This window comes from Candidatus Planktophila sp., assembly GCF_044232745.1.
Taxonomy (GTDB): Bacteria; Actinomycetota; Actinomycetes; order Nanopelagicales; family Nanopelagicaceae; genus Planktophila.
Genome location: NZ_JBIILI010000003.1, coordinates 47,776 through 73,628 on the forward strand (window position 1 = coordinate 47,776; position 25,853 = coordinate 73,628).

The following is a 25,853-nucleotide window of genomic DNA, read 5'->3' on the forward strand; positions in this document are numbered from 1 at the left end:
ATCCCATGTCTCTGACGAAAACATCAATCATCTGGTTTCGTCGCGACCTTCGAATAAACGATCATCCAGCACTATTTGCCGCGATCGACTCTGCTGATCAAGTCATTCCACTTTTTATTCTAGACAAGTCACAAATAAATGATGCTGGCGAAAAATTGCTGGCATATATGGGTCAATCACTAAGAGCCTTAGATGAATCACTTGGAAATAGATTGCACATAATTGAAGGTGATCAGGTTACGATTCTTAAGGAACTTATTGATCAATATGGCGTGGAAGAGGTTCATGTATCCGCAGAATATGAGCGTTATGGGGCAGAACGCGATGCACGCGTTGAAGCGTCAGGCATTAAGTTAGTCCGTACCGGAAGTCCATACGCTGTTACTCCGGGCCGTGTTCTAAAGCCAAGTGATGGGACTCCTTACAAGGTATACACACCTTTTTATCGTGGTTGGCGGACTCATGGTTATAGAGCCCCTGCAGTTACACCTAAAAAGTTTGAAATCGTTCAACCAACCGATAAGTATCGGGCTTTTCCAGATTTTCCAGTTCCGGCAGGGGTGGAAGTAATTGCAGCGGGAGAAAATGCCGCACTTGCACGTTTCAAGACATTTACTAAATCTGGATTAGATAGTTACGACGAAAATCGCAATCTCGCCTCAATTGATGGAACATCAAAGATGAGCACATATTTAAAGTTTGGCGAAATTCACCCCCGCACCTTGCTTGAAAATCTTGGAGAAAGTAAAGCTCACGACACTTTCCGAAAAGAGATTGCATGGCGCGAGTTTTACGCAGATGTCCTCTTTAACAACCCAATGACAGATCTTGAGTACTACGCACCTAAATTTGCAGAGATGCGATACGACAAGCCTGGTAAGCAGTTCAAGGCTTGGTGCGAAGGTAAAACAGGGTATCCATTTGTCGATGCTGCGATGCGCCAGTTAGCAACTGAAGGATGGATGCATAACCGCACCCGCATGGTTGTGGCCTCATTTTTAGTGAAAGATTTACACCTGGAATGGCAAATTGGAGAACGATTCTTTGCCCAGCATTTAGTTGATTATGACATTGCATCAAATGCCCATGGCTGGCAATGGACTGCAGGATGTGGCACCGATGCATCCCCGTACTACCGAATATTTAATCCCATCGAACAAGGAAAACGTTTTGACGAAAATGGGGATTACATTCGAAAGTACGTACCCGAGCTGGCACACCTTTCTGCATCCGAAATTCATGAACCGTGGTTATTCCTTGATGGTTACAGCAAGGGATATCCAGAAAGAGTTGTCGATCATGCCACTGAGCGCCTTGAATCCCTTGCTCGCTTACAAGAAATTAAAGCCGACAAACCCCTAGACCCTCGCGCTTAGCCTTATACATCGCATTATCTGCACGTACTAACAAATCCTTTTCTCCGGTGTTCTTAGCAACACCAATACTGACCCCAAGTTGTATCTCTTGGTTATTGATATGAAATGGATAAGACAAAGTTGCGCGTAATGCTAAAGCAACTTCTATGGCGCTTTCATGACCACCTTCATATAAAACCCCAAACTCATCTCCGCCAAGTCGTGCCAATAAAGCACCATGGGGTAAAGCTCGCTCAAAACGAAGTGCAACCTGTTGCAACACCTTGTCTCCTGTTTCATGACCATGGATGTCATTGATTGGTTTAAATCCATCTAAATCAAGAAGCAACAACGCTCCTTCTTTCTGAATAAAGCTATCGATCTCACTCACCAAACGCCGCCGATTTGGAAGCCCCGTTAACTCATCTGTTCTGGCCAACAATCTTTCCTGGCCGATATTTTTAGCTTGGGTCAATGCAAGTGCCATACGCGCAAATGCAAGAGCCAACGTTGCTATTGCTGGAATCAAAATAAACCTAGGGAAATAATCAGGTCGAATAGCAATTAAAGCCAACACGGTTGCACTCAGTGATACTGATACTGATACCAAAACCGGATTGATTCCCTCGCGAGCATTTATATCTATTCCTGGCTGCCAAAAACTTTCGGCAATCAACAAAAGAGCGACAACCCAACCAATGTCTAGCATCGAGCCCATCAGATAACTTCCATTAATATTTTGCCACAAAAAGAGAAAATCAGTCAGGGCAAATAGTATTACTCCCATCATTAGAAGCACTCCGCGTCTTGAATAACACTGCATAAAAACAGTTGCAATAACGACACACACAAGAATCAGATCTGCAATGGGATACATAATTGCAAAAAAGGTTTCGCCAATGTTGCCATCAAAATGTGGAAGCACTGGTTTTGCAACTAGAGCAGAACATAGGGTGCTTAGACCTAAGCCAAATATTGAGGAATCTACAAGCTCAATTACTGTTAGTTTTCGGTTTGCTGCAAGAAGGCGTGGCAATCCAACAATTGCAAGTGGGTAAAATAGTAAATACATAATGCCAGAGACCGTATTAGAAACTGTTTGCGATGAATAGAAGATTGCGACGCTTGCAATAACAGATCCAATTGCCCAAAACCCGACGGCGATAGCAACACTTGGCTTGGCAACTCTGTCGCTAATGTGTGGTGCACACGAGATTGCGACAATAGCCGCAGCTGGAATGATGTTGAATGCAAATAATTCTGACCATACTGTTGGGAACAGCAGATGAAGGAATAGATAGACAGCCAACAGGCAGAATCCTGAAAATCTCACTACCCGCATGTTGTGAGAATAGGAAGATCACAGCAACAATGAAATAGGGGAATCCATAGGTAAGAAAAAACCCGCCACCGGGTAGGTAGCGGGTTTTAACTAAAGATCTAAAGAATTAGAGACCCTTTGTACAAATCAACTTTGCATTTTCGCGAGCACTGTTAACGTTCGAAGCAAGCTCGTTAGGCTTGTTAACTGCCAGAAGCTTTGATGCCTCTAGCTTCTTGATTAACTGATCAATGCCACGGATCTTGCTTGCATATGCTCGAGTCGCCGATTTCCATGAATTAACAGCAGTTGTTAGCACTCTTTTGTCTGCATCAGTCTTTGCTGCCGCAAGTTTTGCCTCGGCACCGGTAAGTCTGAGAGTTGCAGCATCTAATTTCACTTGGACCTCTGCACGATTGGCAATTTCTGTCGTTATCCCAAGGTCAATTACAGGAATTTGCGCCTTGAATTGTGCTGATGTTGCTGCAGCAGCCTTTTGCGCTTTCACAGCAGCATTTGCTGTTGTTAAGCAATCAACTGTTAGCCAGGTTAATTTAGAACTCGTTGTTACAAGTGGGTTCTTCGCGCACTTATATGTCACGCCGCTTACCTTGGTAGTTGATCCGGATTTTGTACATGCAACACCATTTGAAACCTTGGTTGCAGCGTGTGCCGGAACAGCGACCATGACGCCACCTGCGACGATGAGTGCTACTGATAATGATGCGATTTTACGAAACATGAATGAACCCTTCGTTGTAATAGGGGCAATACTATCGATTGGCTACTTAAAGAAGACTGAAAACGCGCCGAGAATCAGAAGGTATGACCGTTACTTGCGTTGTTTTCTCCGCACACTCATGCCAACTTTTCTGACAATTGAACGTGGGAATCTTTTAATTACAAAGACCAATACTTGGTATTGCCAACCCGGAATCGATATAGCCACTCCCTTGAGCGCATCGCTCCATGCTTTTGCAACTAATTCATCAGAATCAAGCCACATGAAGCTCGGCAAACCTTTCATGGACATTCGACCGCGCTGGTGAAACTCGGTCCGAGTAAATCCTGGACACAAGGCGCTGATCTTTACATTAGTACCAGTTAGTTCAGTATGAAGTGATTCGGACAACACAGTTAGATATGACTTTGATGCACTGTACGTGCCACCGGCTATAAAACTTGCAACAGATGAAACATTGATGACAACACCCTTGTTTCGCTGCTTCATCAGCGGAAGCGCCACATGCATAAGGCGCATTGGGGTCCCGACTAAAACGTCAAGCAACTGTTGTTCAGCATCTAGCTGCGAGACAGTAAACGCCTTGTTAATTCCAAACCCCGCATTATTGATCAATACATCAACTTGATTGTTTGCGATGTACTGCTCGACCACACTGCAACCAGAAGCTGTCGCAAGATCTGCCTGAATAATGTGGGTTTGGATTTTGAACTTAGCCTGTAATTGTTCAGCACGCTCTTGCAAACGCGGCAGATCGCGAGCAACTAGCACGATGTTGTAATTGTTTTCCGCCAACAACCTAGTAAAGCTTTCACCGATTCCAGATGTTGCACCTGTAACGAGCGCCCACGATTGCATTTATGCCACGATTCCTGCGGGATCTTCATCCCGAATATGCCAGCTACTGCCGTACGACTCAATTAAGTCTAAGAATGGTTTTGGTTCTAGCCACTCTGGACCAACAACCCCAGCAGGCTTCCAAGCGCCATTAGAAATCAACTCCATTGCAATGACTGGATTAATGGCTGTCTGCCACACAACTGCTTGATCGCCATAATTTTTCATCGACCATTCATTGTCAACAACGTTATAGATGTAGCACGCATATGGTTTGCCCTCTTTATTTAGACCAGCAACATGAGCACCTGCACAGGTTTTGCCGTGCATAACAGGACCAATTGTTGCTGGATCAGGTAATAAAGAAGCCAAGAAGTCACGAGGTGCGATCTGCATTCCACGATAGTTAATTTTTTCTTTGTTTGAAAGACCAAGTGCGTGAATAGTTTTTAACTTCTCAATAAAGTCATTGCCAAGGCCGTATTTGAAGCTGACCTTCTTTGCTTTAACTTTTTGTGGAATCAAAACAACTTCTTCGTGTTCAACATCAACACATTCAACCGGGCCGATACCTTCGGGAAAATCAAAGGTCAAACCGCCAGTAAATGGCTTAGTGGTATGCCAACCTTCATTCCACATTAGTGGGGGATTGAGACATTCTTCGATAGTTGTCCAAATTGAAAATGATGGAGCAAAGTCATACCCATCGACAGTAAGACTTGATCCATCCAAAATTGTCACAGCATCAATTTCGCTGAATAAGTAATCTTGGGCATACCGTGCAAAAATGTCGCTCATACCAGGTTCGATTCCGATTCCGATAAGTGCGTAGTTGCCTTGGTTTAACCATTCATCATGTTGGGCAAATTGATCATCGCCTAATTTCACGCCGACTTTATTAAATGGATCTGTTGGGTGTGCAATCGAAAGTGACAAAGCCATATCGATGTAATTAACGCCCGCATTTTTTGCTGCATTAAAGATGTTCATGACAAAGCGAGGGTCCACTGCGTTGATTACAACCTCAGGATTGACCTTTCGGATCAATCCCTCGAGAGCCGCCAGATCGCCGGCATCCACCTCCACTGAAGTAAATCGTGGGTCTTGGATTTTCTGGGTGACAGCGTGCGCTTTTGAAGCATCGTAATCAGCGATAACTAACTCAGTGATAAATGACTTACGGGATGCGATATTTGCGATTGCACTGCCAACTCCGCCTGCGCCGATAACGAGCGCTCTCATGGTTGGCCTTTCGGGTAGTTTTCAAACCCAATGTGGATTCAAGGGAAGGTTATCTATACCGCTAACCTTTGCCAAGCACGCTAGCCCTTTTGAAGAGCACTGCGTGTTTTGGTCCCCGTAGCTCAGTGGATAGAGCAACCGCCTCCTAAGCGGTAGGTCGCAGGTTCAACTCCCGCCGGGGACACGCAATTAAAGTTACGAAAAAACTACTGTTCGCTTTCCAACGATAAATACTTTGTCATCTGCATAAAACTTCACAGCTTTTGCTAATACTCTCCGCTCAATATCGCGACCGATTGCAATTAATTCTTCAGGTGAAGCGATGTGAGTGACATGTGCAACATCTTGTTCGATGATTGGGCCTTCATCAAGATCACTTGTTACGAAGTGAGCGGAAGCGCCAATAATCTTTACACCACGTTCATGCGCCTGGTGATACGGCTTTGCACCTTTAAATCCAGGTAAAAAAGAATGGTGAATGTTAATTATCTTTCCAGGCAGTTTGTCGCAGAACTCCTTAGACAAAATTTGCATGTAGCGAGCAAGAACGACGAAATCAATTTTTAGGTCTTTAATCTGATTCAGAATCTCAGCCTCTTGAGACACCTTAGTTTCTTCGGCAACCGGTAAACATAGAAACTTGATTCCATGGGATTCAACTAAGGCACGTAAATCTTCTCGGTTTGATATCACAAGAGGGATTTCGACATTTAGCTCGCCAAGATCTTCTAGGTACAAAAGATCTCTTAAGCAATGGCTCTCTTTAGTGACCATTACTAGTGCGCGAGGCTTTTGTGAGGTTGGGCGAATGTGTAAGGAAGGATTGAACTTAGACAAGCCATCATTCAAACTCTTTGTTGCACCCTCTAGCCCTTGCGCCGTTTCAAAACGGGTTCGCATTACAAAGGTTTGTGTTGTGGGATCTGTGAACTGCTGATTTTCAATAATGTTTCCACCACAGGCAAGTACAGCAGAAGTCATCGCATGAACGATGCCAGGCTGATCCTCACATTGCAGGGAAGCGATTAAATCCATGTCCGTAGGGTACGCGACCTTAGTGATGAAGAGTAAATCGCTGCATCCATTTAGGTGCCCACCAGTTGCGCTCACCAAATAAACGCATAAGTGCCGGCACTAATAGACCGCGAACAATGGTTGCATCCAGGATTACGGCAAGTGCAACACCAAAGCCCATGGATTTAATCGAAGTAACTCCGCTTGTAATAAACGATGCGAAGACAACGGCAAGCAACAATGCCGCGGCTGTAATGATGCGAGCTGATCTTTGTAGACCAACTGCTACAGATTCAACATTAGTTTTTCCAGCTAAGTGTTCTTCGCGGATACGAGAAAGTAAAAAGAGTTCGTAGTCCATTGATAATCCAAAGACCACGACAGCGATCAAAATAACAATGGAGGTATCTAACGTTCCAGTAACCGTGAATGAACCAACTAGCCACTGAAGGTGTCCATTGATAAAGACCCACGTTAGTGCTCCCATGGTTGCGCCAAGGGAAAGGAAGTTCAGGAGCACCGCCTTGATTGGCAAAATAATTGATCCAGTAAAGATAAATATCAGTACAAGGACGGAAAGAATCACCCAACCCAACGCCCATGGCAAGGTGCGCGAAATACCATCTTGTGAATCTGTGTAGTCAGCAGCAACACCACCAACTAAAGTGCCAACAGGTGCCTCAACATCTCGAACATTATGAATGAGCGCTTGTGCTTCAGGTGTTCGTGGCAACATTTCTTGGTAAGCAATGACTCTTACATCTTTACCAATAATTGCTGGTGGCAACACAGCAACAATTCCTGAAACCTTTGCTACCTTGGCTGCGTATGCATTTATCTCCTCAAGCTTGTCCGAACCATTTCTGATCACAATTTCAATTGGATTTCCTGTTTGGCCTGGAAATCTCTCAGCTTGAAGGGCAGTTGCAATTGCTGCTTTGTTATCGGCAGGCAGCATTCGTGAGTCACCTTGTGAAAATTTAATGTTAGTAATTGGCGCAGCCATGATTCCAAGAATTACTAAAGAAAGAACTACTGCAGCTACCGGACGCCTCATTACTAAGCGAGCTGTTTGCGCCCAACGTCCGTCTTCCTTTGGAGTAATTGCAGAACGACGAACAACACCCTTATCAATCTTTGAGCCCATAAGTGCAAGGATTGGAGGTAATCCGATAATTGCTCCGACTACTGCAAGTGCCACAACTGAAACACCGGCGTATCCAAATGACTTTAAGAAAGGCAGCGGGAAGAAAGTAAGTGACAATAAAGTCACGAGCACAGTCATACCAGAGTAAAAGACCGTCTTTCCGGCACTTCCCATTGTTGTGACTATCGAATCTTCTACACTTTTTCCACGATGAAGCTCCTCGCGGAATCTATTCACCATCAATAATGCATAGTCGATACCAAGTCCAAGGCCCATACCTGTCGTTAGATTGAGGGCGTAGATACTCACACTTGTAAAGAGTGTGAATAAGTAAAGAATAAAAAATGCCCCCAAGATTGCTGCCACACCAACGATGAGCGGCATTGCTGAAGCAGCCAACGCTCCAAAAACAAGTGTCAATAAAATGAATGTAAGCGGGATAGAAATCAGTTCTGCAACCTTAAGATCTTCCGAAATCTTTTCTGTAATTGCATGTCCTACAACAGAGGCTCCACCCGCATACAGAGTTAGTCCGTCATAAGGTCCATCATAATTTTTCTGGAATAGTTCACCAAGATTTTGCCCCTGTGCTGAAAAAGGATCGCTATCACCATAAACAAGAATGTAGGCGGCTTTTCCGTCACTCGATTTCAAAGTCGGTTCGCCACCACTTGTCCAATAAGAAAGTGTTTTTGAGACCCCGGCTTCTTGACCAATTTTCTTCTCTAACGCTAAACCTTTTTGAGCAATAGCAGGATCATTCACATCAATTGAACCTGAATCAACGACAACAACAACTGCTGGATCAGACAACTTCAATTCATCATTTAGGTACTCGTAAACTTTGTAAGAATCGCTTTTTGGGTCAGAATAGCCAGCTGAATCGAGACGGCTAAATGCCAATGAACCGAATCCGCCTGCTACAAGAATGCCAACAACAAAGAGCACAACAGCGCCTTTACGGTGCTTAACTAAGTAGTGGCCCAATTTCTCAAACATGTTCTTCTCTTCTCTTTAACGTTGTAGAATCAATTCCATGAGCGATCTCTTTCCTAACGTAACTTCAGATGAGATCGATCCTGAAGCTGCTGCCGAGCGGGCTCGACGCGAAGCAGAAATTAAGTCAGACAAACCACCACATCACGAGGATTAATCCGTCTTGGGTGCTGGCGCTACCTTTGGCACATCAGCGACGGTGGACTTTTTAACTGAATCAGTTTTATAAAACCCTGAACCTTTAAATACAACGCCTACTGCGGTGTAGACCTTTCGGATCTCACCCTTGCACAGCGGGCATTCGGTCAAAGAATCATCTGAGAAGGATTGAATTGCCTCAAATTCATGGTCACATGCGGTGCATGCATATTGATATGTAGGCATCACAGTCTCCATTCAGGAAATAAGGCTAGGCAGTAAGTGTAAAGAAGTGAGACGATAGGCGCGAATTGAGGGACTTCCCAAGTCCTTCCGAAAGGGAAAAGTGAGCCGCACACGGATTGCAGCGATTCTGCTACTTACATTTTTAGGGGTGACAAACGTCTCTGCAAATACATTAGTAAGCACCAATCCAATTAGTGGCTCAACTCTCTCGGTTTCCCCTACAAATGTGACAGTTACCGGTCAAGTTACTTTGCTAGCTGATGCACCTGATGCAAGTTCAATTACCGTGACAGATCCCAATGGAGTGCGGGTTGATGATGGCACTATCTACATCAGCGACATGAGTGCAACTGTTGGTATTAGACCTTTAGATGAATCAGGGTTTTACACAGTCACATATTCCTTGGCTGCCGAGGGCGATGCGCCACTTGAAGGAAGTTTTACATTTAAGTATCAAGCACCCAGTGTAATTTCTACGGCTAACCCTTCTCCAGAACCAACACAATCACAAACACCTGCAAGTAGTAGTTGGGGAACAAATGTTTTCGTTATTGTTTTGCTCTTCGCTGCAGTTCTTGTGACGGTTGGCCTTTCGCTATATGCGCGTAAATTATTTGCTGATCGATGAATTTTTTAAATACCGCGTTTAAATATTTAAATCTACTTGGTGGTTTTGCAACCATCGGCACGCTTATAGCCATGACCTTTTTGCTCCTCGATATTGAGGGTAAAGTTTCAACTTCCAGTGAAAAGTTACGGAATTTTCTAAAAGCATCTGCAGCTGCCTGGTTTTTCGGAGTTTCGGGTTCAATTCTTTTCACCCTTGCTCAGATTTTAGATACACCTTTATCTGGAGCGCTCGATCTAACGACAATTAGGTCATTTATTACTCAAATAACTTTGGGACAGTATCTGGCCTTCGAAGCAGTAATTGCATTGTTTGTTTTTGCTTGTACCTTCCAAGCAAAGAAGATTCTGAGCCTTATTGTCCTATTGCTACTTTCGATTGTTGGATTGATTGCGCCGGTCTTTCAAAGTCATGCCGCATCCGGAGGTTCGCACTCTTTAGTCATTGGGTCGCTTGTAATTCATGTAATCGCCTTATCGATGTGGGTTGGCGGAATTCTCGCAATTGCATTGCTTTCACCATCTGATCGCGCAATTGCTGTCCCACGCTTTAGCCAGTTGGCATTGTGGTCAGCTATTGCCGTAGTCACGAGTGGAGCAATAAATGCATGGGCCAGGCTCAATTTTGCCTCTGCCTGGAATTCACAATATGCCTACATAGTCATAGCAAAAACAGTTGCAACGATTGCTTTAGTGGGACTTGGCTATTTACATCGCAAAAATCTTGAAGGTAAGGAATCAATCAACTGGGCTGGTTTTGCAAAGTTGCTTACTGTTGAAGCAATCATCATGGTTGTTACCGTTGCAATGGGAGCCTGGCTATCAAATACAAGTTCACCTGATCGTCCGGGCACTCAGAAATTTGATCCAGGCCTTTCAATTGTAGGTATTGCGACTCCGCCAAATCCAACTTGGTCACGCATTTTCTTAAGCTACGAACCAGATGCGCTGATGATTGGAATATTAGTTGTGATAGTGGCGCTGTATATAAAGGGCGTAATTGTTTTGACAAAGCGTGGCGATAAGTGGCCAATAGGTCGCACCATTGCATTCGCACTTGGAATTTCAGTCATTGATTTTGCTACAAGCGGTGGTTTAGGTCTTTACGCACAATTCTCTTTTTCATATCACATGCTCGCTCACATGATGCTTGCAATGGTTGCACCAATCGGCTTAGTCCTTGGAGCACCAATGACATTGGCTTTACGGACCCTGCCCCAAGGACGAACTCCATCTGAACGTGGTGTTCGTGGCTCACTTTTGGCTGCACTACATTCTAAAGTTGGAGTTTTTTACACCAACCCTGTCGTTGCATTACTAATTTTTGATGGATCACTATTTGCTTTGTATTTCACTGATTTGTTTGCAGGAATGATGCAAAGCCATCTGGGCCACTTGGTTATGAACCTACACTTTTTGGCAGCAGGATTCCTATTCTTCTTTGTCGTAATTGGAATTGATCCAAACCCACGCAAAATTCCGCATTTGGTCCAGATTGTTATTTTGTTTGCTGCTATGAGTATCCATGCCTTCTTCTCGATTGCACTGATGTCCATGACCACTTTGATTGATAAAGGTTATTTTGCATCGCTTCAGACGCCATGGCTTACAGATGTTTTAGCCGACCAAAAGCTGGGCGCTTCAATTGGTTGGGCTATGGGCGAAATTCCAATTTTGATGGCTCTAGTGGCAACTTTTATCAATTGGCGACGGGAAGACGCCCGCGAAGCCAAGAGAATTGATCGCAATACTGTGCGTCAAGCAGCTATGGGTCAGCCAGATGATCTTGCAAACTATAATCAGTACCTACAAAAGCTGGCACAACGCGATAAGAATGAGTCCTAATGGAAAACCTATTTGATCTACCGTCAGAGTACAAAGAGCTACGCGCCAGCGTTCGAGCATTGTCTGAAAAAGAGATTGCACCGCATGCTCAAGCTGTTGATGAAGACCATCGCTTTCCGCAAGAGGCTAAGAATGCTCTGATCAAAAGTGGATTATATGCAGCGCATGTTCCAACTGAATTTGGTGGCGATGGAGCAGATGCCCTAGCAACTGTTTTGATCATCGAAGAAGTAGCTCGTGCATGTGGTTCTTCATCATTGATTCCGGCGGTTAACAAACTTGGTTCTATGCCTTTAATTTTGGGTGGCAATGACGAGCAGAAAAAGCGTTGGTTGCCTCGTTTAGTAAAGGGTGAAGGATTCTCTTACTGCTTATCGGAATCAGAAGCTGGTTCAGATGCATCTGCCATGCGAACCAAGGTCGAACGCTCAGGTGATGGCTGGATACTAAACGGTAGCAAGAAGTGGATTACAAATGCAGGTGAATCAGATTTGTATTCTGTAGTCGCACAGAGTGATCCATCCCTTGGAACAAAGGGGATAACCGCCTTTATCGTTGAGAAGTCAGATCCTGGAGTTTCATTTGGTGCACCCGAAAAGAAAATGGGAATGCGTGGCTCTCCGACTCGAGAAGTTTATTTTGACAACGTTCAATTAAGCGATGATCGCCGGATCAGCGAAGTAGGACAAGGATTTGCTTTAGCAATGAACACGCTTGATCACACTCGCATCACAATTGCTGCACAAGCAATCGGACTCGCACAGGGTGCATTTGATGTCGCAACTAAATATGCACACGAGCGACATCAATTTGGTAAGCCAATCTTTGATTTTCAGGCGATTCAATTTATGTTGGCCGATATGGCGATGAATATCGAAGCGGCGCGACTGCTTACATATTCGGCCGCGATTAAAAGTGAAAATAACGAGAAAGATCTTCGCTTCTTTTCAGCAGCCAGTAAGTGTTTTGCAAGTGACATGGCCATGAAGGTAACTGAAGATGCAATTCAGGTTTTGGGTGGATATGGATATGTCACTGATTACCCAGTAGAGCGAATGATGCGCGATACAAAGTTAACTCAGATATATGAGGGCACAAATCAGATTCAGCGCATTGTTATGGCGCGCAACTTACCTAACGGTTAAAGCGCACAACTATCGAAGGCGACGCAGCTGCATCCAATGGGATGTCATGCGCTTCATGTGGAAGTTCTTCGCTGTTTAATTCACCTGCATATACCAAACCAATTTTCCAGGCAGTTAAATGTGGCAGGGCGCGATCGTAGTAACCTCCACCTTGTCCTAATCGAAATCCAGCTTGATCAATGCGAAGTGCCGGAACAATAACCACTGATATCTGTGAAAGATCTTTTAACGCATCACCAAGAGGTTCTACGATCTTCTTTTTCTTGATCAACTGATTGGGATCACCATTCCATGTGACCCAGTCCAATTGATCGCCATTGATACGTGGCAGAAGGAGTGTCTTTCCAGCTCTCAGGAATGCTTCATTGATTTCAATGGTACTTGGTTCGAACTCGTAGGAAAGATACGAGGCCACTGTTGAGGCTGCGACAATTTCTGGTGCTTTCAAGATGACATTAAAGTTGCAAGGGGTAAATTTCTGAGAACGTTCGCGACGGGCTCTTTCACGTAACGCGATTTTCTGATCTGTCATTTAAATCTCCCGTTAAATCCCAAGGATTAATCTGTTCAACAAGTAGGGTTCGATTATGTCAGAACACACACGGGTAGATGAGTTTCTAACCTCCTTACTCGCCATCTGCAAACCACTTGAACCATTTGAAATGCCGTTGCTGGATGCGCACGGGGCAACTCTTGCGGAAGATATCTATGCAGGTGAGCGATTAGTTTTGCGCTCCGGTACTCGTATTCGTTCTACGCAGATTGGATTAGCCGCTTCGATTGGTCGTGATCATCTGCCAACTCGTCCGCACCCACGTGTTGTAGTTCTATCTGCAGGCCCCGACTTAGTTGAGCCAGGTCAGCCGCTGAAAAATACTAGCGATGAGTATGAAACAAACTCTTGGCTGCTAACGACTGCAGTTCGCGAAGTAGGTGCAGTTGCATATCGAGTTCATTCAATTCCAGATGATGAAGCACAATTGCAAAAGGTCATTGAGGATCAATTAGTGCGTGCAGACCTAATCATCATTAGTGGAGAACGTAATGATGATTCATTTGATTTGATCTCACGCACACTTGCTGGCCTTGGGGCAATCACCACCGTAGATTTGGCGATCGAAGCAAGCGGTCGCCATAACTTTGGAACAATTGGTCCCGATAACACACCCGTTGTGACTCTGCCAGGCGATCCAATTGCGGCATACATTTCATTTGAACTTTTTGTTCGCCCGATGATTCGGACAATGTTGGGGGCGGCAACAATTCACCGTCCATCGGTGAAAGCAGCACTTGAAAAACCAATCGAGTCAGCATTAGGAATGCGTTCTTATATTCGAGCTATTTTGGCAGACGACGGAAAATCTGTCACGCCCCTTGCCGATCAAGATGAACAATCAACTTTGTCGGATGCAAATGCATTTATTGCAGTTGCTGAAAATGACACAAAAATGAAAACTGGCGTCCAGGTAACTGTTGTAGTTCTTGAGCGCCGATATATCTAGTCTCATGAGCACCAGCTGGCCTGCACTCTTAGAAAACGAAGAAATTTTCTTGCGGCCATTACGTTTTCGTGATCGCTTGGTGTGGAATAAAGTACGAGCAGAAAATCGTGATTGGCTTTCGCCCTGGGAGGCAACAATCCCTGCAATCAGCCAAGAAAGCTATAAAGAGCTACCTTCATACTTTGAAATGGTGAGAATTCTTAATCGCGAAGCACGCAATGGTCGCTCATTTTCCTTTGCAATCTGGCATGGCAAGAACTTGATTGGCCAAATTTCCCTGGGTGGTGTGATTTATGGAGCAATGCGCGGGGGGCACATTGGCTATTGGATAGATCGTAATTTCGCCAATCGAGGTTATACAACTGCGGCGGTTACAATGATTACTCAGTATGCCTTTGAGCTCCTGAAACTTCACCGGGTTGAGATAAATCTGAGACCAGAGAATGCTTCTAGTCGACGGGTAGCTGAAAAAGCCGGCTTCATTTACGAAGGTGACCGTCCTAGGTACCTGCATATCGATGGCCAGTGGCGAGATCACATCTGTTTTGTTAAGGAAAATTCTGAGATTAAGTAGTACTTAAATCCCATAAAAGCGCCACCCCTTCCTTTAGATTAATCCATCATGACTTCGGGACTTATCTATATTGCGATCATCGGTATGTGGGTCGCTTATTTTGCACCTCGTTGGATACATGACCGTAATGAATTTTCTGGAAAATCAGTTGAACGCTTCAAAAGCGCCTTAAGGGTCGTTGCAAATCAATCTCCACAAACTTTCACAGCTGGTGGAGCAATTCATATAGATCTTGATCGTGAAGCAAAGATTCGCCAGAGTCTTTTGCGTCGAAGAATCATTTTTGCGCTAATCGCTTTTTCACTCATCACAACATTGGTAGGTGGAGTTATGAATACGATGCCATTTATTTACGCCGCGGTTCCATTGTCTGCAATGTTAATTTATGTCGCAAATGTTCGTCGACATGTGATTGCAGATCAATTGCATAAACGCCGTGTAACTCAGCTTCACCGCCGCAGCTCTGGTGTTTCGGCAACCAACTTAGCCGAAGTTGTGCAGCCAAAGCCAAGTACAGAACATTGGATTCCATTATCTGAACGCGAACTAAAAGGTGTTGTTATTTTGCCTAAGGGATCCGCAGTAGTTCGAAATGCTTGGGAACCAACTGAAGTTCCCGTTCCAACATATGTGAATGCTCCGAAGGCCGTAACCGCAAAGCGCGTAATTGATCTGACAACTCCGGGTCAATGGAGCGAAGAGCAAGAACGTCTTGAGCGTGAAGCACTTGCCGCAGCCTCGCCATCGCGTGATCAAATCTTTGATCAACAATTAGCTGATGAAGCAGTAGAACGCTTAAATAATTCTCGCGCTGTCAACGAATAATTAAATCCACGATTCAAACCACATGCGAAGGCGCCAATCTTCGTAGGTAATAACTTGCGCCGTAAATAATGGGAGAAAATACAGGAAACACAGCACAATCAGGGCAAACAAGCCCCCCACAATTGATTGTGAGACCACTGGTTTTAAACCACTACCCAATAATAATTTAGCGCAGTAAACAATTGCTAAAATCAAAAATGGTTGAATAACGATCGCATAGAAAGCAAATACTGTGCGCTGCTGCATCGCAAACCACGGTAGATAACCTGCTGCAAGGCCAATAACAACAATGGTTGCTGCAGCATCAATTCGATGATGTATCAGTGACTTGATCCAATAACCAACTACTACTGCCACTGCAATAGTTCCTACCCACCACAAAATTGGTGTACCTAACGCTAGAACTTCTTGAGCGCAATCCTTTGCACCACATTCTTTTGGAGAGGCATAGAAAAAGGAGGTTGGTCTTCCCATTATTAACCAGCTCCAGGGATTTGCTTGGTATGGATGCGTTTGCGTTAATCCAGTATGGAAGTTAAGCATTTCGGAGTGATAGTGAAGCCATGACAAAAATGGATTTGTTGACCACTGTCGACTCCAACCACGATCAGAAATAAACCATCCAGCCCAAGCTAGTGTGTAAACAAATATAGGTAATAGACCGTATTGTGCAATCTTTGCAGCAATTGGCTTAAAAGATTTCCTGATGTCATGTGCAATCAGTATTCGATATACCGCTATTAAACCAACTATGGCCACGAAATAGACGGCGCTCCATTTGCATCCAATTGCCAATCCAAAGACGATGCCTGCCCAAATGTGCCGATTACGATGCCACAACAAAACACCCATCAGAGTGAAAAATGTTAAGAACAAATCTAATAGTGCAGTGCGTGAATGCACTAGCAATAATCCATCCAGCGCCATCAAACCTGCACCTAACGCTGTTAACAAGGGCGAATAAAACAGAACATGAACCAATCGCGCAAATAGCAGAATCAACAGGGTTCCAAAAACAGCAGAAGCAAAACGCCAGCCAAATTCATTGTCACCAAACAACTTAATTCCGCTTGCTATGAGCCATTTACCAACAGGGGGATGAACAATGAATTCGGGGTTGGTGCCATCAATCTCAACTCCATATTTCAGAAGATCTCGTGCGCCATCTACGTAATAAACCTCGTCAAAGACAAAACCTTTCGGCAATCCCAGATTGATAACCCGAAGCACAAAAGATGCAAGAGCAATCAGGATCGGAGCAATAACGGCCATAGGACAAGAGTATGGGCGTTTGCTCATAATTACTGAGAGGATTAGCCCATGACGCTCATCTTGGCAGCTACTCCATTGGGAAATCCTGGAGACGCAAGCCCTCGACTAAAAAGTGCAATAGAAAGCGCTTCAATTATTGCGGCGGAGGATTCTCGTCGCTTTCATCGCTTATGTGCCGATATTGAAGTCACTTTTACCGCACGGGTACTTTCCTTCTTTGAAGGTAATGAGGAAGATCGCACCCGTGAACTAATCTCCGAACTAAAGAGTGGTGCAACAGTGCTGGTTGTTTCAGATGCAGGAATGCCAACAATTAGCGATCCGGGTTTCCGTTTAATGCGAGATGCAATCGCCGAAGGTATTGAAGTTTCAGTTATCCCAGGCCCAAGTGCGGTCACAATGTCTGTTGCGTTATCAGGTCTTCCTACAGATCGTTTTTCATTTGAAGGCTTCCCGCCACGTACAGCCGGGGCACGATTGGCAACATTTGAAAAACTTAGATTTGAAGAGCGCACTATGGTTTTCTTTGAAGCACCACATCGTTTAGCTGATTCATTAATTGATGCTGCTAACACCTTTGGTGCAGAACGACTGGGTGCGATCTGCCGTGAAATGACAAAACGATATGAAGAAACCATCAGAGGCACCCTTGCTGACCTTTCCGCATGGGCAACAAGCAATGAAGTCCTTGGCGAAATTACGGTTGTCATTGCTGGTGCAGTTGCTGATTCGGCAGCTTTGACCGCTGCAGATATGGTGGGTCGAGTTCGCGAGTTTGAGGCTGTAGGCATGGATCGAAAGTCGGCGATCGCGACGGTTGCTGAAGAGTTTGGCATCGCAAAGCGTCTAGTTTATGCCGCGGTCGTTGATGCCAATAAGATGAGCCAGTGACTAAGTCTTTCTATCTAACGACGCCGATTTATTACGTCAACGATGCCCCTCATATTGGGCATGCGTACACAACCGTTGCAGGCGATGTTTTGACCCGTTGGCATAGACAAAAGGGCGATTCAGTTTGGTTTTTAACTGGAACAGATGAGCATGGCCAGAAAGTTATGCGCACCGCTGAACACAATAATGTCGCTCCTCAAGCATGGGTCGACAAGTTGGTTCAAGAGGCGTGGAAGCCAAATTGGGAACACCTAAATATTGCCAATGATGATTTCATCCGCACCACTGAAAAGCGTCACACCGAACGAGTACAAAAGTTTTTGCAGTCACTGAAAGACTCTGGCCATATTTATGCAGGTAAATATGAAGGCCCTTATTGTGTTGGTTGCGAAGAGTTCAAACTTCCCGGCGACCTAATTGATATTGATGGAGCTAAGTGCTGTCCGATCCACAGCAAACCAATCGAGCTAGTAAATGAGAATAATTGGTTCTTCAAATTATCTGCTTTTGTAGAACCACTTCTTGCTCATTACAGAGATAATCCTGATGCCTGCCAACCAGAAAGTGCACGCAACGAGGTTGTATCTTTTCTAGAAGGTGGCGTTTCCGATCTCTCAATTTCACGTTCTACTTTTGACTGGGGAATCCCTGTCCCGTGGGATACCGATCAAGTTGTCTATGTTTGGTTTGATGCATTACTTAACTACGCAACTGCCGTTGGATTAACAGATGCACCAGATTCTGAAGGCGGCAAAAAGTTTGCCCAAACCTGGCCAGCAGATGTTCATCTTGTTGGAAAAGATATTTTGCGTTTCCATGCAGTTATTTGGCCGGCGATGTTGATGGCTGCAGGTCTTGCTGTGCCAAAGAAAGTTTTTGCACACGGCTGGTTATTAGTCGGTGGCGAAAAAATGAGTAAAAGCAAGTTGACTGGTATTGCTCCGAAGGACATCACTGATCACTTTGGAATCGACGCCTTCCGTTATTACTTCTTGCGCGCAATTCCATTTGGAACAGATGGATCCTTTTCCTGGGAAGATATGAGTGCCCGCTACACATCTGAGTTAGCAAATGACTTCGGAAACCTCGCATCTCGCAGCGCAGCAATGGTTGAAAAGTACTGCGCAGGCTCACTTCCAGCGGTTAGTCATGATGCAGGATTAGAAGCGGCGTTGAAGGAAACAGTTGCAAAGGCTGATGCTGCAATGTGCGCACTTGATTTCCAAGGCGGAATTTTGGCGATCATGGATTTTTGTAAGCAAGTAAATGGTTACGTAACAATTAAAGAGCCGTGGATTCTTGCAAAGGATCCTGCAAATCAAGCGGTGCTCGAAGAGGTTTTGTATAACACCGCTGAATCTCTGCGTGCTCTTGCGATATTGCTACACCCAGTAATGCCACAAACCTGCGAGATCTTGTGGCAGAGCCTTGGTGCACAAGCAACGCTCGGAGATTTGTCCGCACAAAAGATTTCAGCGGTTGCAACATGGGGACAGCTACCAGCTGGTGCAACAGTCACAAAGACAACGGTTTTGTTCCCACGTTTAGAAACTCCAGCCACATAAAAAATGGCTGATCGCCACAATCGCGATATCGACAGACCTCGCGCGCCATTGCCAGAACCTTTGCCGGTTCCAACAGTAGATGCACATGCGCATATGGAAATCGTCACTGATGCAGAATTTGATTCACAAGAGGTAGCAGATGTCATTGCCGAAGCGCGATCAGTCAATGTTGATCGAATTGTGCAAGTTGGCTATTCAGCAGAACAATCTAAATGGTGCGTACAAGCGGCCGATAAATGGAACACAACTGTTTTAGCTGCGGTTGCACTACATCCAAATGAAGCTCCAGTTGTTGCAGATCTTGACGCGGATTTGAAAATCATCGAAGAGCTTGCTCAGCACCCACGGGTACGAGCAATTGGCGAAACAGGATTAGATTATTTCCGCACCCCACCCGAGCTTCGAAAGCGCCAACAGGATTCATTTAAGTGGCACATTGAATTAGCTAAGAAGACGAACAAAGCCTTAGTTATCCATGATCGTGATTCGCATGATGATGTTCTATCTGTGCTGCTAGAAGTTGGGGCCCCGGAAAAGACTGTCTTTCACTGCTTTTCAGGCGATGTCGATATGGCTAAAACCTGTATTGAGCGCGGCTACATCCTGTCTTTTGCAGGGACCTTGACCTTTAAGAATGCACCTGCTTTGCGCGATGCGGTAAAGCTTGTGCCGCTTGATCAATTATTAGTAGAAACTGATTCACCATTCTTATCCCCAGCTCCTCATCGAGGCGCAAGCAATACCCCTGCTCAAATTGCCACGATTGTGCGAGCGATGGCAGCAGAACGAAATCAAGATCTAGCAGAGCTAGCATCAGCACTTGGCGATAATGCCGAACGTATCTTTGGTTCCTTCGCACCATGACCTTGCTAGGTGCGGCACAAATCCGCGAACTTGCAGCACAGTTAGATTTAAAGCCATCTAAGTCACTTGGGCAAAACTTTGTAATTGATTCAAATGTTTGTACCAAGATTGTTCGTACCGCAGGTGTAACAAGTGCTGACATTGCCCTAGAAATTGGACCGGGTCTTGGATCCTTAACGCTTGCGATGTTAGAGGTAGCGAAATCCGTTATTGCGGTAGAAATTGATCCCCGTCTGGCACAACAGCTGCCAATCACGGTTGCACAACATTTTGATCATCCAGAAAACTTAACTGTTATAAACAAGGATGCACTGGCCGTTAATGATTTGCCAGTTGCGCCAACGGTTTTAGTTGCAAATTTGCCATACAACGTTTCGGTCCCCGTGTTGCTTCACCTGCTAGAGAAGTTTCCATCGGTACGCACAGGTGTTGTCATGGTGCAGGCCGAAGTTGCAGATCGGTTAGCAGCAAAACCTGGTGGCAAGGAGTACGGAATCCCAAGTGTTAAAGCGGCATGGTGGGCTGATGTAAAAAATGTTGGAACGGTGTCTCGATCAATCTTTTGGCCAGCCCCTAATGTGGATTCAAAGTTAGTCGGATTTACCCGTCGCGAAACAGCAGGAAGTGAAGAATCGCGGGAAAAAGTCTTCACGATTATTGATGCCGCCTTTGCGCAACGTCGAAAGATGCTGAGATCAGCCCTTTCTAGCCTTTATGGATCATCTTCCGCCGCTGAAGCGATTTTGATTAAGGCCGGAATCGATCCAACACTTCGGGGTGAAGCTTTACAGGTTGAATCTTTTTGCAAGATTGCAGCCGTTGCACCTGACATTTTCTAATTGCAGTTATAGGGTCACCGCATGCCAGTAAAAAGTGTGACCGTGCGCGTGCCTGCAAAGGTCAACCTTCAATTATCTGTTGGACCAAAAGAAGCCGATGGCTATCACAACTTGGTTTCAGTTTTTCAGGCAATTTCAATTTTTGATGATGTAACAATTAAATTAGCCGAACCTGGTGCCGGATTAACGATTGCAATATCAGGCGAGCAAACCCATGGGGTTCCGGCGGATGCAAATAATCTGGCGGCAAAAGCTGTTGCTCTGATTTCAAAAGAGTACGACTTAACTGTTGATGCACATATCGAGATCAAGAAATCGATTCCGGTTGCTGGCGGAATGGCGGGCGGTAGCGCAGATGCTGCAGCAACAATTGTTGGTATCGATTACCTCTACTCACTCGGAATGTCTCGAGAAGAAATGGTTGAGATTGCTGCACAACTGGGAAGCGATGTTCCATTTATGTTAAGTGGTGGAACTGCAATTGGCACAGGCCGTGGCGATCAATTAACCGCAGCATTATCACGCGGTACCTATCACTGGGTGCTTGCGCTATCGACACACGGATTATCAACACCAGCCGTCTATGCCGAATGTGATCGCTTGCGAGCTGAATTGGAAATTGTCGAACCGCAAACTCATGAAGGATTAATGCAAGCGCTATTGGCCGCCGATTCTCCAGCCGTTGGCAAATCTTTGGTCAATGATCTGCAAGCTGCTGCATGTTCATTGCGCCCTGCACTGCGGTTAGTTTTAGATGTTGGACAGGAATACGGGGCGCTAGGTGCAATAGTTTCTGGTTCTGGCCCAACAGTTGCATTTTTGGTTGCTGACGTTGAAGCAGGCCTTGATTTAACGGTCGCATTAACCGCCAGTGGGGTAGTGGGCAGCGTTGTGCGGGCATATGGCCCTGTGGCGGGAGCGAAAGTAATCTCCTAATCGGGGCGCAGTTGGTCACAAGCACCACCATTTATGAGGGAGAATATGCGTTCCGCCATTGTGTAGTGGCTAGCACATGGGCCTTTGAAGCCCAGGGTCCAGGATCGATACCTGGTGGCGGAGCCACTCGCCGCTCTTAACAAAGCATCCCGATAGACTTCACTCGTGACCGTACAAACCGTGATTGTCCTAGCCGCAGGCGAAGGCACACGCATGAAGTCGGCAACTCCCAAGGTTCTTCACAGCGTTGCAGGGCGTTCGCTACTTGGACATGTTCTGCACGCAGTAGATCACCTACATCCAACTGAACTTCGAATCGTTGTCGGTTCGGGCCGCGAAGCAGTGGAAGCACACATCGCACATATTTCTCCAAAAGCAACAACTGTCTTCCAGGAACACCGCGGTGGCACAGGACATGCTGCGCAGTTAGCGCTCGCAGGTAATGCCCCGAAAGGCACAGTCTTAGTTTTAGCTGGAGATACACCGTTGCTTTCAGGTGATTCATTGGCACGGTTTGTCGCAGCACATGCAGCAGGAAAATTTGCCGCATCTGTCTTAACTGCCGAACATCCAGAACCAACAGGCTATGGACGAATAATTCGTGATGACAGCGATGAATTACTGCGCATTGTTGAAGAAAAAGATGCAACGGATGACGAAAAATTCATCTACGAAATTAACAGTGGCGTGTACGCATTTGATGGAGAAAAGCTTGCGGCATCTATTGGGCAGTTAACAAATGCAAACGCTCAGGGCGAACTGTATTTAACTGATGTAATCGGAATTTTAAAATCTGCCGGTGAATCAATTGCTGCAATCATGATTGATGATTTCACTGAAACCCTTGGCGTCAATGATCGGGTGCAGTTAGCAGAAAGTGCGGCAATGCTGCGTGATCGCATCAATGATCAATGGATGCGGGCAGGTGTCACAATAATTGACCCAACAACAACCTGGATTGATTCAACTGTTCAAATTGCAAATGATGTGACTCTGCATCCAGGTACCACCCTTCTTGGATCCACAAAGATTGCATCAGGGGCCGTGATTGGACCGCGCACCACATTGACAGATTGTGTTGTTAAAGAAGGTGCTGCCGTACTTGAATCAATCGCTACCCAAACCGTGATTGGCGAGGGCGCAACGGTAGGCCCATTTACTTATTTGCGAGCAGGAACCCAGCTGGGTGATGCAACAAAAGCTGGTGCATTTGTTGAAATGAAAAATGCAGTCGTTGGTAACGGATCAAAGGTGCCACATCTGTCCTATGTTGGCGATGCAACAATCGGTGAGGGCAGCAACATTGGAGCGGCAACAATTTTCGTTAATTACGACGGAGTTGAAAAGCATCACACCACAGTTGGCGATCAGGTCCGAATTGGTAGCGACACAATGCTTGTTGCGCCAGTTTCAATCGGAGATGGTGCATATACAGCAGCTGGATCAGTGATTACCGAAGATGTTCCGGCCGGCGCAATTGGTGTTGGCCGAGCAAAGCAAAGAAATGTATTAGATTGGGTTCTGCGCAAGCGCGCAGGAAGTAAATCCGCACAAGCCGCCGAAGCACGTCAGAAGAAAGGCTAGATACATGAGCGAGATCCGTTTATCTTCTGAAAAGAGATTGCGCCTATTTGCAGGCCGCGGATTTCCCGAATTAGCTGATGAAGTAGCCGCCGAGCTTGGCATTCCATTAACACCAATGTCTGCCTATGATTTTGCAAACGGTGAAATTTTTGTTCGTTTCGAAGAATCAGTTCGTGGTTGCGACGCATTTGTTATTCAAAGTCACACAGATCCAGTTAACAAGCAGATCATGGAACAGTTGATCATGATTGATGCTTTGAAGCGCGCATCTGCAAAACGCATCACAGTAGTTACTCCTTTTTATGGCTACGCACGTCAAGACAAGAAGAGCCGCGGACGCGAACCAATCACAGCTCGCTTGATTGCCGATCTTTTCAAAACCGCAGGTGCTGATCGTTTGATGGCTGTTGACCTGCACACTTCACAGATTCAAGGGTTCTTTGATGGCCCCGTAGATCACTTGTTTGCATTGCCGATGCTTGCTAATTATGTTGGCAGCAAAGTTGATCGAACTCGTTTAACAATTGTTTCCCCTGACTCAGGCCGAGTACGTGTTGCAGAGCGTTGGTCAGATCTTCTTGGTGGCTGCCCGATTGCATTTATTCATAAGACACGTGATCCACGCGTTCCTAATGAGTCAATCACTGGCCGTGTGGTTGGTGATGTTGTAGGACAAACATGCGTAGTTATCGATGACATGATTGATACAGCTGGCACAATCACAAAAGCAGTAGATGCGTTATTTGATGCAGGTGCTGCAGATGTAATCATTGCTGCAACTCACGCAGTCTTTAGCGGTCCTGCAGTAGATCGCTTAAAGAACAGCCGTGCATCTGAAGTTGTCATCACTAATACTTTGCCAATTACAGAGGATCAAAAATTCGATAATTTGACCGTACTTTCAATTGCTCCACTTCTGGGCCGCGCAATCCGCGAGGTCTTTGAGGATGGATCAGTTACCAGCCTGTTTGATGGTCATTCCTAAGCCTCAATTTGCTTCAATGCAGGCCCAAAAGATACTGTTCGACCTGTTCCGGCGAGGGTAGCGAATAGCTTTCCGTGATCGACGGGTAAGGGATTTTTCTCCTGCTGGAACTTTGTGTACGCACCGAAGAACCAGAAAAACAGGGAGATAAAAAATGGCAGAAGTAAAGATGGTCGGAACCACTCGTACAGAATTTGGTAAGGGCGCATCACGTCGTGCACGCCGCGATGGTTTAGTTCCTGCTGTTATCTACGGTCACGGAGAAAAGCCGCTACACATCACTCTTCCTGCAAAGGAACTTGGCGTTGCGCTAAAGCAGTCAAACGTTCTTTTGGACATCACAATTGATGGCAAGAGTGAGCTAACTCTTCCAAAGGTAATTGTTCGCGATTTCCTCAAGCAGATTCTCGAGCACGTTGACCTAGTGTTGGTCCGTCGTGGAGAAAAGGTTGTTGTTTCAGTTCCTGTTCACACAGTTGGTGAGCATGATCGTGACGGAATCCTTGAGCATGTAAATAACACAATCGATGTACGTGTTGATGCATCATCTATTCCAAGCTTCCTAGAAGTTGATATCCAAGGTCTTATGTCAGGTGCTTCAAAATACGCATCAGATGTTGTGCTTCCTGCAGGCGTCGAACTCGAATCAGATCCAAAGACAATCGTTGTTCACTTGTCTGAGAAGTCAACTGCAGCTGCAGAAGAAGTAGCAGCACCAGCAGCAACAGATGCTGCAGCACCTGCTGCAGATGCCGAGAAGAAGGACGCTTAACCCTTAGGCTTTGTTGTTATGACGTGGTTGGTAGTTGGACTGGGTAATCCAGGAGATCAATACGCTGCCACACGTCATAACATCGGCCAGATGGTGATCGATGAGTTAGCTCGTCGCCATTCGATCAAGTTTTCATCACATAAATCCCGCACAGATATCGCAGCATACAAATTAGATGCCGGCACACATTCAATAATTCTTGCTAAATCTAAAAGCTACATGAATGAAACTGGCGGACCAATCAAAGCGTTGGCTAACTTCTATTCAGTAGAGCCTGAAAATATTATTGCGTTGCACGATGAGTTAGATATTCCCTTTGCTGCTATTCGTACAAAATTCGCTGGTGGCGATAATGGCCATAACGGTTTGAAATCCATGACATCCTCATTTGATGGCCCTGATTACTATCGCGTTCGTTTAGGTATTGGTCGCCCCATGGGCCAGCAAGATCCAGCTGATTTTGTCTTAAAAGCATTCTCAAAGGTTGAGCACAAAGATTTGGCAGAGTTTATTGATCGTGGCGCAGATGTTGTTGAATCCTTAATCACTAAAGGTTTAGAAGCAACACAATCTGCCTTCAACAGCTAAA

General features: G+C 45.4%; 24 protein-coding genes, 2 tRNA genes and 1 pseudogene. 18 read left to right on the plus strand and 9 right to left on the minus strand.

What is annotated here, in order from left to right; genetic code table 11:
- Positions 1-5: 5 nt before the first annotated feature.
- The gene (locus AC9UGD_RS02955) at positions 6-1,376 is read left to right on the plus strand and encodes a cryptochrome/photolyase family protein (protein ID WP_509569331.1); all 1,371 of its coding nucleotides are present in this window, start codon (positions 6-8) and stop codon (positions 1,374-1,376) included.
- On the opposite strand, the gene AC9UGD_RS02960 is transcribed toward AC9UGD_RS02955, so the two are convergent.
- The 4 genes from AC9UGD_RS02960 to AC9UGD_RS02975 form a co-directional block, all read right to left on the minus strand.
- Positions 1,342-2,688, minus strand: a complete 1,347-nt coding sequence (locus AC9UGD_RS02960; protein ID WP_509569334.1) for a GGDEF domain-containing protein — start codon at positions 2,686-2,688, stop codon at positions 1,342-1,344. The genes AC9UGD_RS02955 and AC9UGD_RS02960 overlap by 35 nt on opposite strands.
- A gap of 115 nt (positions 2,689-2,803) precedes the next feature.
- Positions 2,804-3,418, minus strand: a complete 615-nt coding sequence (locus AC9UGD_RS02965) for a hypothetical protein (RefSeq protein ID WP_509569337.1) — start codon at positions 3,416-3,418, stop codon at positions 2,804-2,806.
- Positions 3,419-3,508: 90 nt separating this feature from the next.
- On the minus strand, positions 3,509-4,276 hold the full coding sequence (locus AC9UGD_RS02970) for an SDR family NAD(P)-dependent oxidoreductase (protein ID WP_509569340.1): 768 nt from the start codon (positions 4,274-4,276) through the stop codon (positions 3,509-3,511).
- Entirely contained in the window at positions 4,277-5,497 is a 1,221-nt protein-coding gene (locus tag AC9UGD_RS02975) for a saccharopine dehydrogenase family protein (protein WP_509569343.1), read from the minus strand. It lies immediately after the preceding gene.
- Positions 5,498-5,608: 111 nt separating this feature from the next.
- Here AC9UGD_RS02975 and AC9UGD_RS02980 point away from each other — a divergent pair.
- Positions 5,609-5,681 (plus strand) — tRNA-Arg (locus tag AC9UGD_RS02980).
- 11 nt (positions 5,682-5,692) lie between these two features.
- On the opposite strand, the gene purU is transcribed toward AC9UGD_RS02980, so the two are convergent.
- The 3 genes and pseudogenes from purU to AC9UGD_RS02995 form a co-directional block, all read right to left on the minus strand.
- Positions 5,693-6,532 (minus strand): formyltetrahydrofolate deformylase, encoded by an 840-nt coding sequence (gene purU, locus AC9UGD_RS02985; RefSeq protein ID WP_509569346.1) that lies wholly within the window; start codon positions 6,530-6,532, stop codon positions 5,693-5,695.
- Positions 6,533-6,551: 19 nt separating this feature from the next.
- Positions 6,552-8,657, minus strand: coding sequence for an MMPL family transporter (locus AC9UGD_RS02990; RefSeq protein ID WP_509569349.1), 2,106 nt, complete (start codon positions 8,655-8,657; stop codon positions 6,552-6,554).
- 186 nt (positions 8,658-8,843) lie between these two features.
- Positions 8,844-9,038: pseudogene (locus tag AC9UGD_RS02995) on the minus strand (FmdB family zinc ribbon protein); the annotation flags it as partial.
- A 100-nt stretch (positions 9,039-9,138) separates the two neighbouring features.
- Here AC9UGD_RS02995 and AC9UGD_RS03000 point away from each other — a divergent pair.
- From AC9UGD_RS03000 to AC9UGD_RS03010, 3 genes are read left to right on the plus strand one after another with little or no spacing between them, the layout of a single operon-like run.
- On the plus strand, positions 9,139-9,666 hold the full coding sequence (locus AC9UGD_RS03000) for a copper resistance CopC family protein (RefSeq protein WP_509569352.1): 528 nt from the start codon (positions 9,139-9,141) through the stop codon (positions 9,664-9,666).
- A complete protein-coding gene (locus AC9UGD_RS03005) occupies positions 9,663-11,510 on the plus strand; it encodes a bifunctional copper resistance protein CopD/cytochrome c oxidase assembly protein (protein ID WP_509569355.1) in 1,848 nt (615 codons plus the stop codon). The genes AC9UGD_RS03000 and AC9UGD_RS03005 overlap by 4 nt, the downstream gene beginning before the upstream one ends.
- A complete protein-coding gene (locus AC9UGD_RS03010; RefSeq protein WP_509569358.1) occupies positions 11,510-12,655 on the plus strand; it encodes an acyl-CoA dehydrogenase family protein in 1,146 nt (381 codons plus the stop codon). The genes AC9UGD_RS03005 and AC9UGD_RS03010 overlap by 1 nt, the downstream gene beginning before the upstream one ends.
- Here AC9UGD_RS03010 and AC9UGD_RS03015 read toward each other — a convergent pair.
- The gene (locus AC9UGD_RS03015) at positions 12,645-13,187 is read right to left on the minus strand and encodes a 5-formyltetrahydrofolate cyclo-ligase (RefSeq protein WP_509569360.1); all 543 of its coding nucleotides are present in this window, start codon (positions 13,185-13,187) and stop codon (positions 12,645-12,647) included. The genes AC9UGD_RS03010 and AC9UGD_RS03015 overlap by 11 nt on opposite strands.
- A 55-nt stretch (positions 13,188-13,242) precedes the next feature.
- On the opposite strand from AC9UGD_RS03015, the gene AC9UGD_RS03020 reads away from it, so the two are divergent.
- From AC9UGD_RS03020 to AC9UGD_RS03030, 3 genes are read left to right on the plus strand one after another with little or no spacing between them, the layout of a single operon-like run.
- Complete coding sequence (locus AC9UGD_RS03020) at positions 13,243-14,157, plus strand: molybdopterin-binding protein (protein WP_509569363.1); 915 nt, start codon at positions 13,243-13,245, stop codon at positions 14,155-14,157.
- Between the two features lie 4 nt (positions 14,158-14,161).
- The gene (locus AC9UGD_RS03025) at positions 14,162-14,731 is read left to right on the plus strand and encodes a GNAT family N-acetyltransferase (RefSeq protein WP_509569365.1); all 570 of its coding nucleotides are present in this window, start codon (positions 14,162-14,164) and stop codon (positions 14,729-14,731) included.
- A gap of 48 nt (positions 14,732-14,779) precedes the next feature.
- A complete protein-coding gene (locus AC9UGD_RS03030; RefSeq protein WP_509569368.1) occupies positions 14,780-15,556 on the plus strand; it encodes a SepX/GlpR family protein in 777 nt (258 codons plus the stop codon).
- Here AC9UGD_RS03030 and AC9UGD_RS03035 read toward each other — a convergent pair whose 3' ends face one another.
- Positions 15,557-16,828 (minus strand): dolichyl-phosphate-mannose--protein mannosyltransferase, encoded by a 1,272-nt coding sequence (locus AC9UGD_RS03035; RefSeq protein ID WP_509569371.1) that lies wholly within the window; start codon positions 16,826-16,828, stop codon positions 15,557-15,559.
- A 48-nt stretch (positions 16,829-16,876) separates the two neighbouring features.
- Between AC9UGD_RS03035 and rsmI the strand changes: the two genes are divergently transcribed.
- The 10 genes from rsmI (at position 16,877) to pth (ending at position 25,852) form a co-directional block, all read left to right on the plus strand.
- The gene (rsmI, locus tag AC9UGD_RS03040) at positions 16,877-17,719 is read left to right on the plus strand and encodes a 16S rRNA (cytidine(1402)-2'-O)-methyltransferase (protein WP_509569373.1); all 843 of its coding nucleotides are present in this window, start codon (positions 16,877-16,879) and stop codon (positions 17,717-17,719) included.
- Complete coding sequence (gene metG, locus AC9UGD_RS03045; protein ID WP_509569376.1) at positions 17,716-19,284, plus strand: methionine--tRNA ligase; 1,569 nt, start codon at positions 17,716-17,718, stop codon at positions 19,282-19,284. Before rsmI ends, metG begins: the two co-directional genes overlap by 4 nt.
- Positions 19,285-19,287: 3 nt before the next feature.
- Positions 19,288-20,148, plus strand: a complete 861-nt coding sequence (locus AC9UGD_RS03050; protein WP_509569379.1) for a TatD family hydrolase — start codon at positions 19,288-19,290, stop codon at positions 20,146-20,148.
- Positions 20,145-20,987, plus strand: a complete 843-nt coding sequence (gene rsmA / locus AC9UGD_RS03055) for a 16S rRNA (adenine(1518)-N(6)/adenine(1519)-N(6))-dimethyltransferase RsmA (protein ID WP_509569382.1) — start codon at positions 20,145-20,147, stop codon at positions 20,985-20,987. The genes AC9UGD_RS03050 and rsmA overlap by 4 nt, the downstream gene beginning before the upstream one ends.
- Positions 20,988-21,008: 21 nt before the next feature.
- Positions 21,009-21,923, plus strand: coding sequence for a 4-(cytidine 5'-diphospho)-2-C-methyl-D-erythritol kinase (locus AC9UGD_RS03060; RefSeq protein WP_509569384.1), 915 nt, complete (start codon positions 21,009-21,011; stop codon positions 21,921-21,923).
- Positions 21,924-21,974: 51 nt separating this feature from the next.
- Positions 21,975-22,049 (plus strand) — tRNA-Gln (locus AC9UGD_RS03065).
- A gap of 39 nt (positions 22,050-22,088) precedes the next feature.
- A complete protein-coding gene (gene glmU / locus AC9UGD_RS03070; protein WP_509569387.1) occupies positions 22,089-23,507 on the plus strand; it encodes a bifunctional UDP-N-acetylglucosamine diphosphorylase/glucosamine-1-phosphate N-acetyltransferase GlmU in 1,419 nt (472 codons plus the stop codon).
- Between the two features lie 4 nt (positions 23,508-23,511).
- Positions 23,512-24,492: a ribose-phosphate diphosphokinase gene (locus AC9UGD_RS03075; RefSeq protein ID WP_509569390.1), complete on the plus strand. Its 981-nt coding sequence runs from the start codon at positions 23,512-23,514 to the stop codon at positions 24,490-24,492.
- 154 nt (positions 24,493-24,646) lie between these two features.
- On the plus strand, positions 24,647-25,264 hold the full coding sequence (locus AC9UGD_RS03080; RefSeq protein WP_509569393.1) for a 50S ribosomal protein L25/general stress protein Ctc: 618 nt from the start codon (positions 24,647-24,649) through the stop codon (positions 25,262-25,264).
- Positions 25,265-25,282: 18 nt separating this feature from the next.
- Positions 25,283-25,852 (plus strand): aminoacyl-tRNA hydrolase, encoded by a 570-nt coding sequence (pth, locus tag AC9UGD_RS03085; RefSeq protein ID WP_509569396.1) that lies wholly within the window; start codon positions 25,283-25,285, stop codon positions 25,850-25,852.
- The last annotated feature ends 1 nt before the right edge of the window (position 25,853 follow it).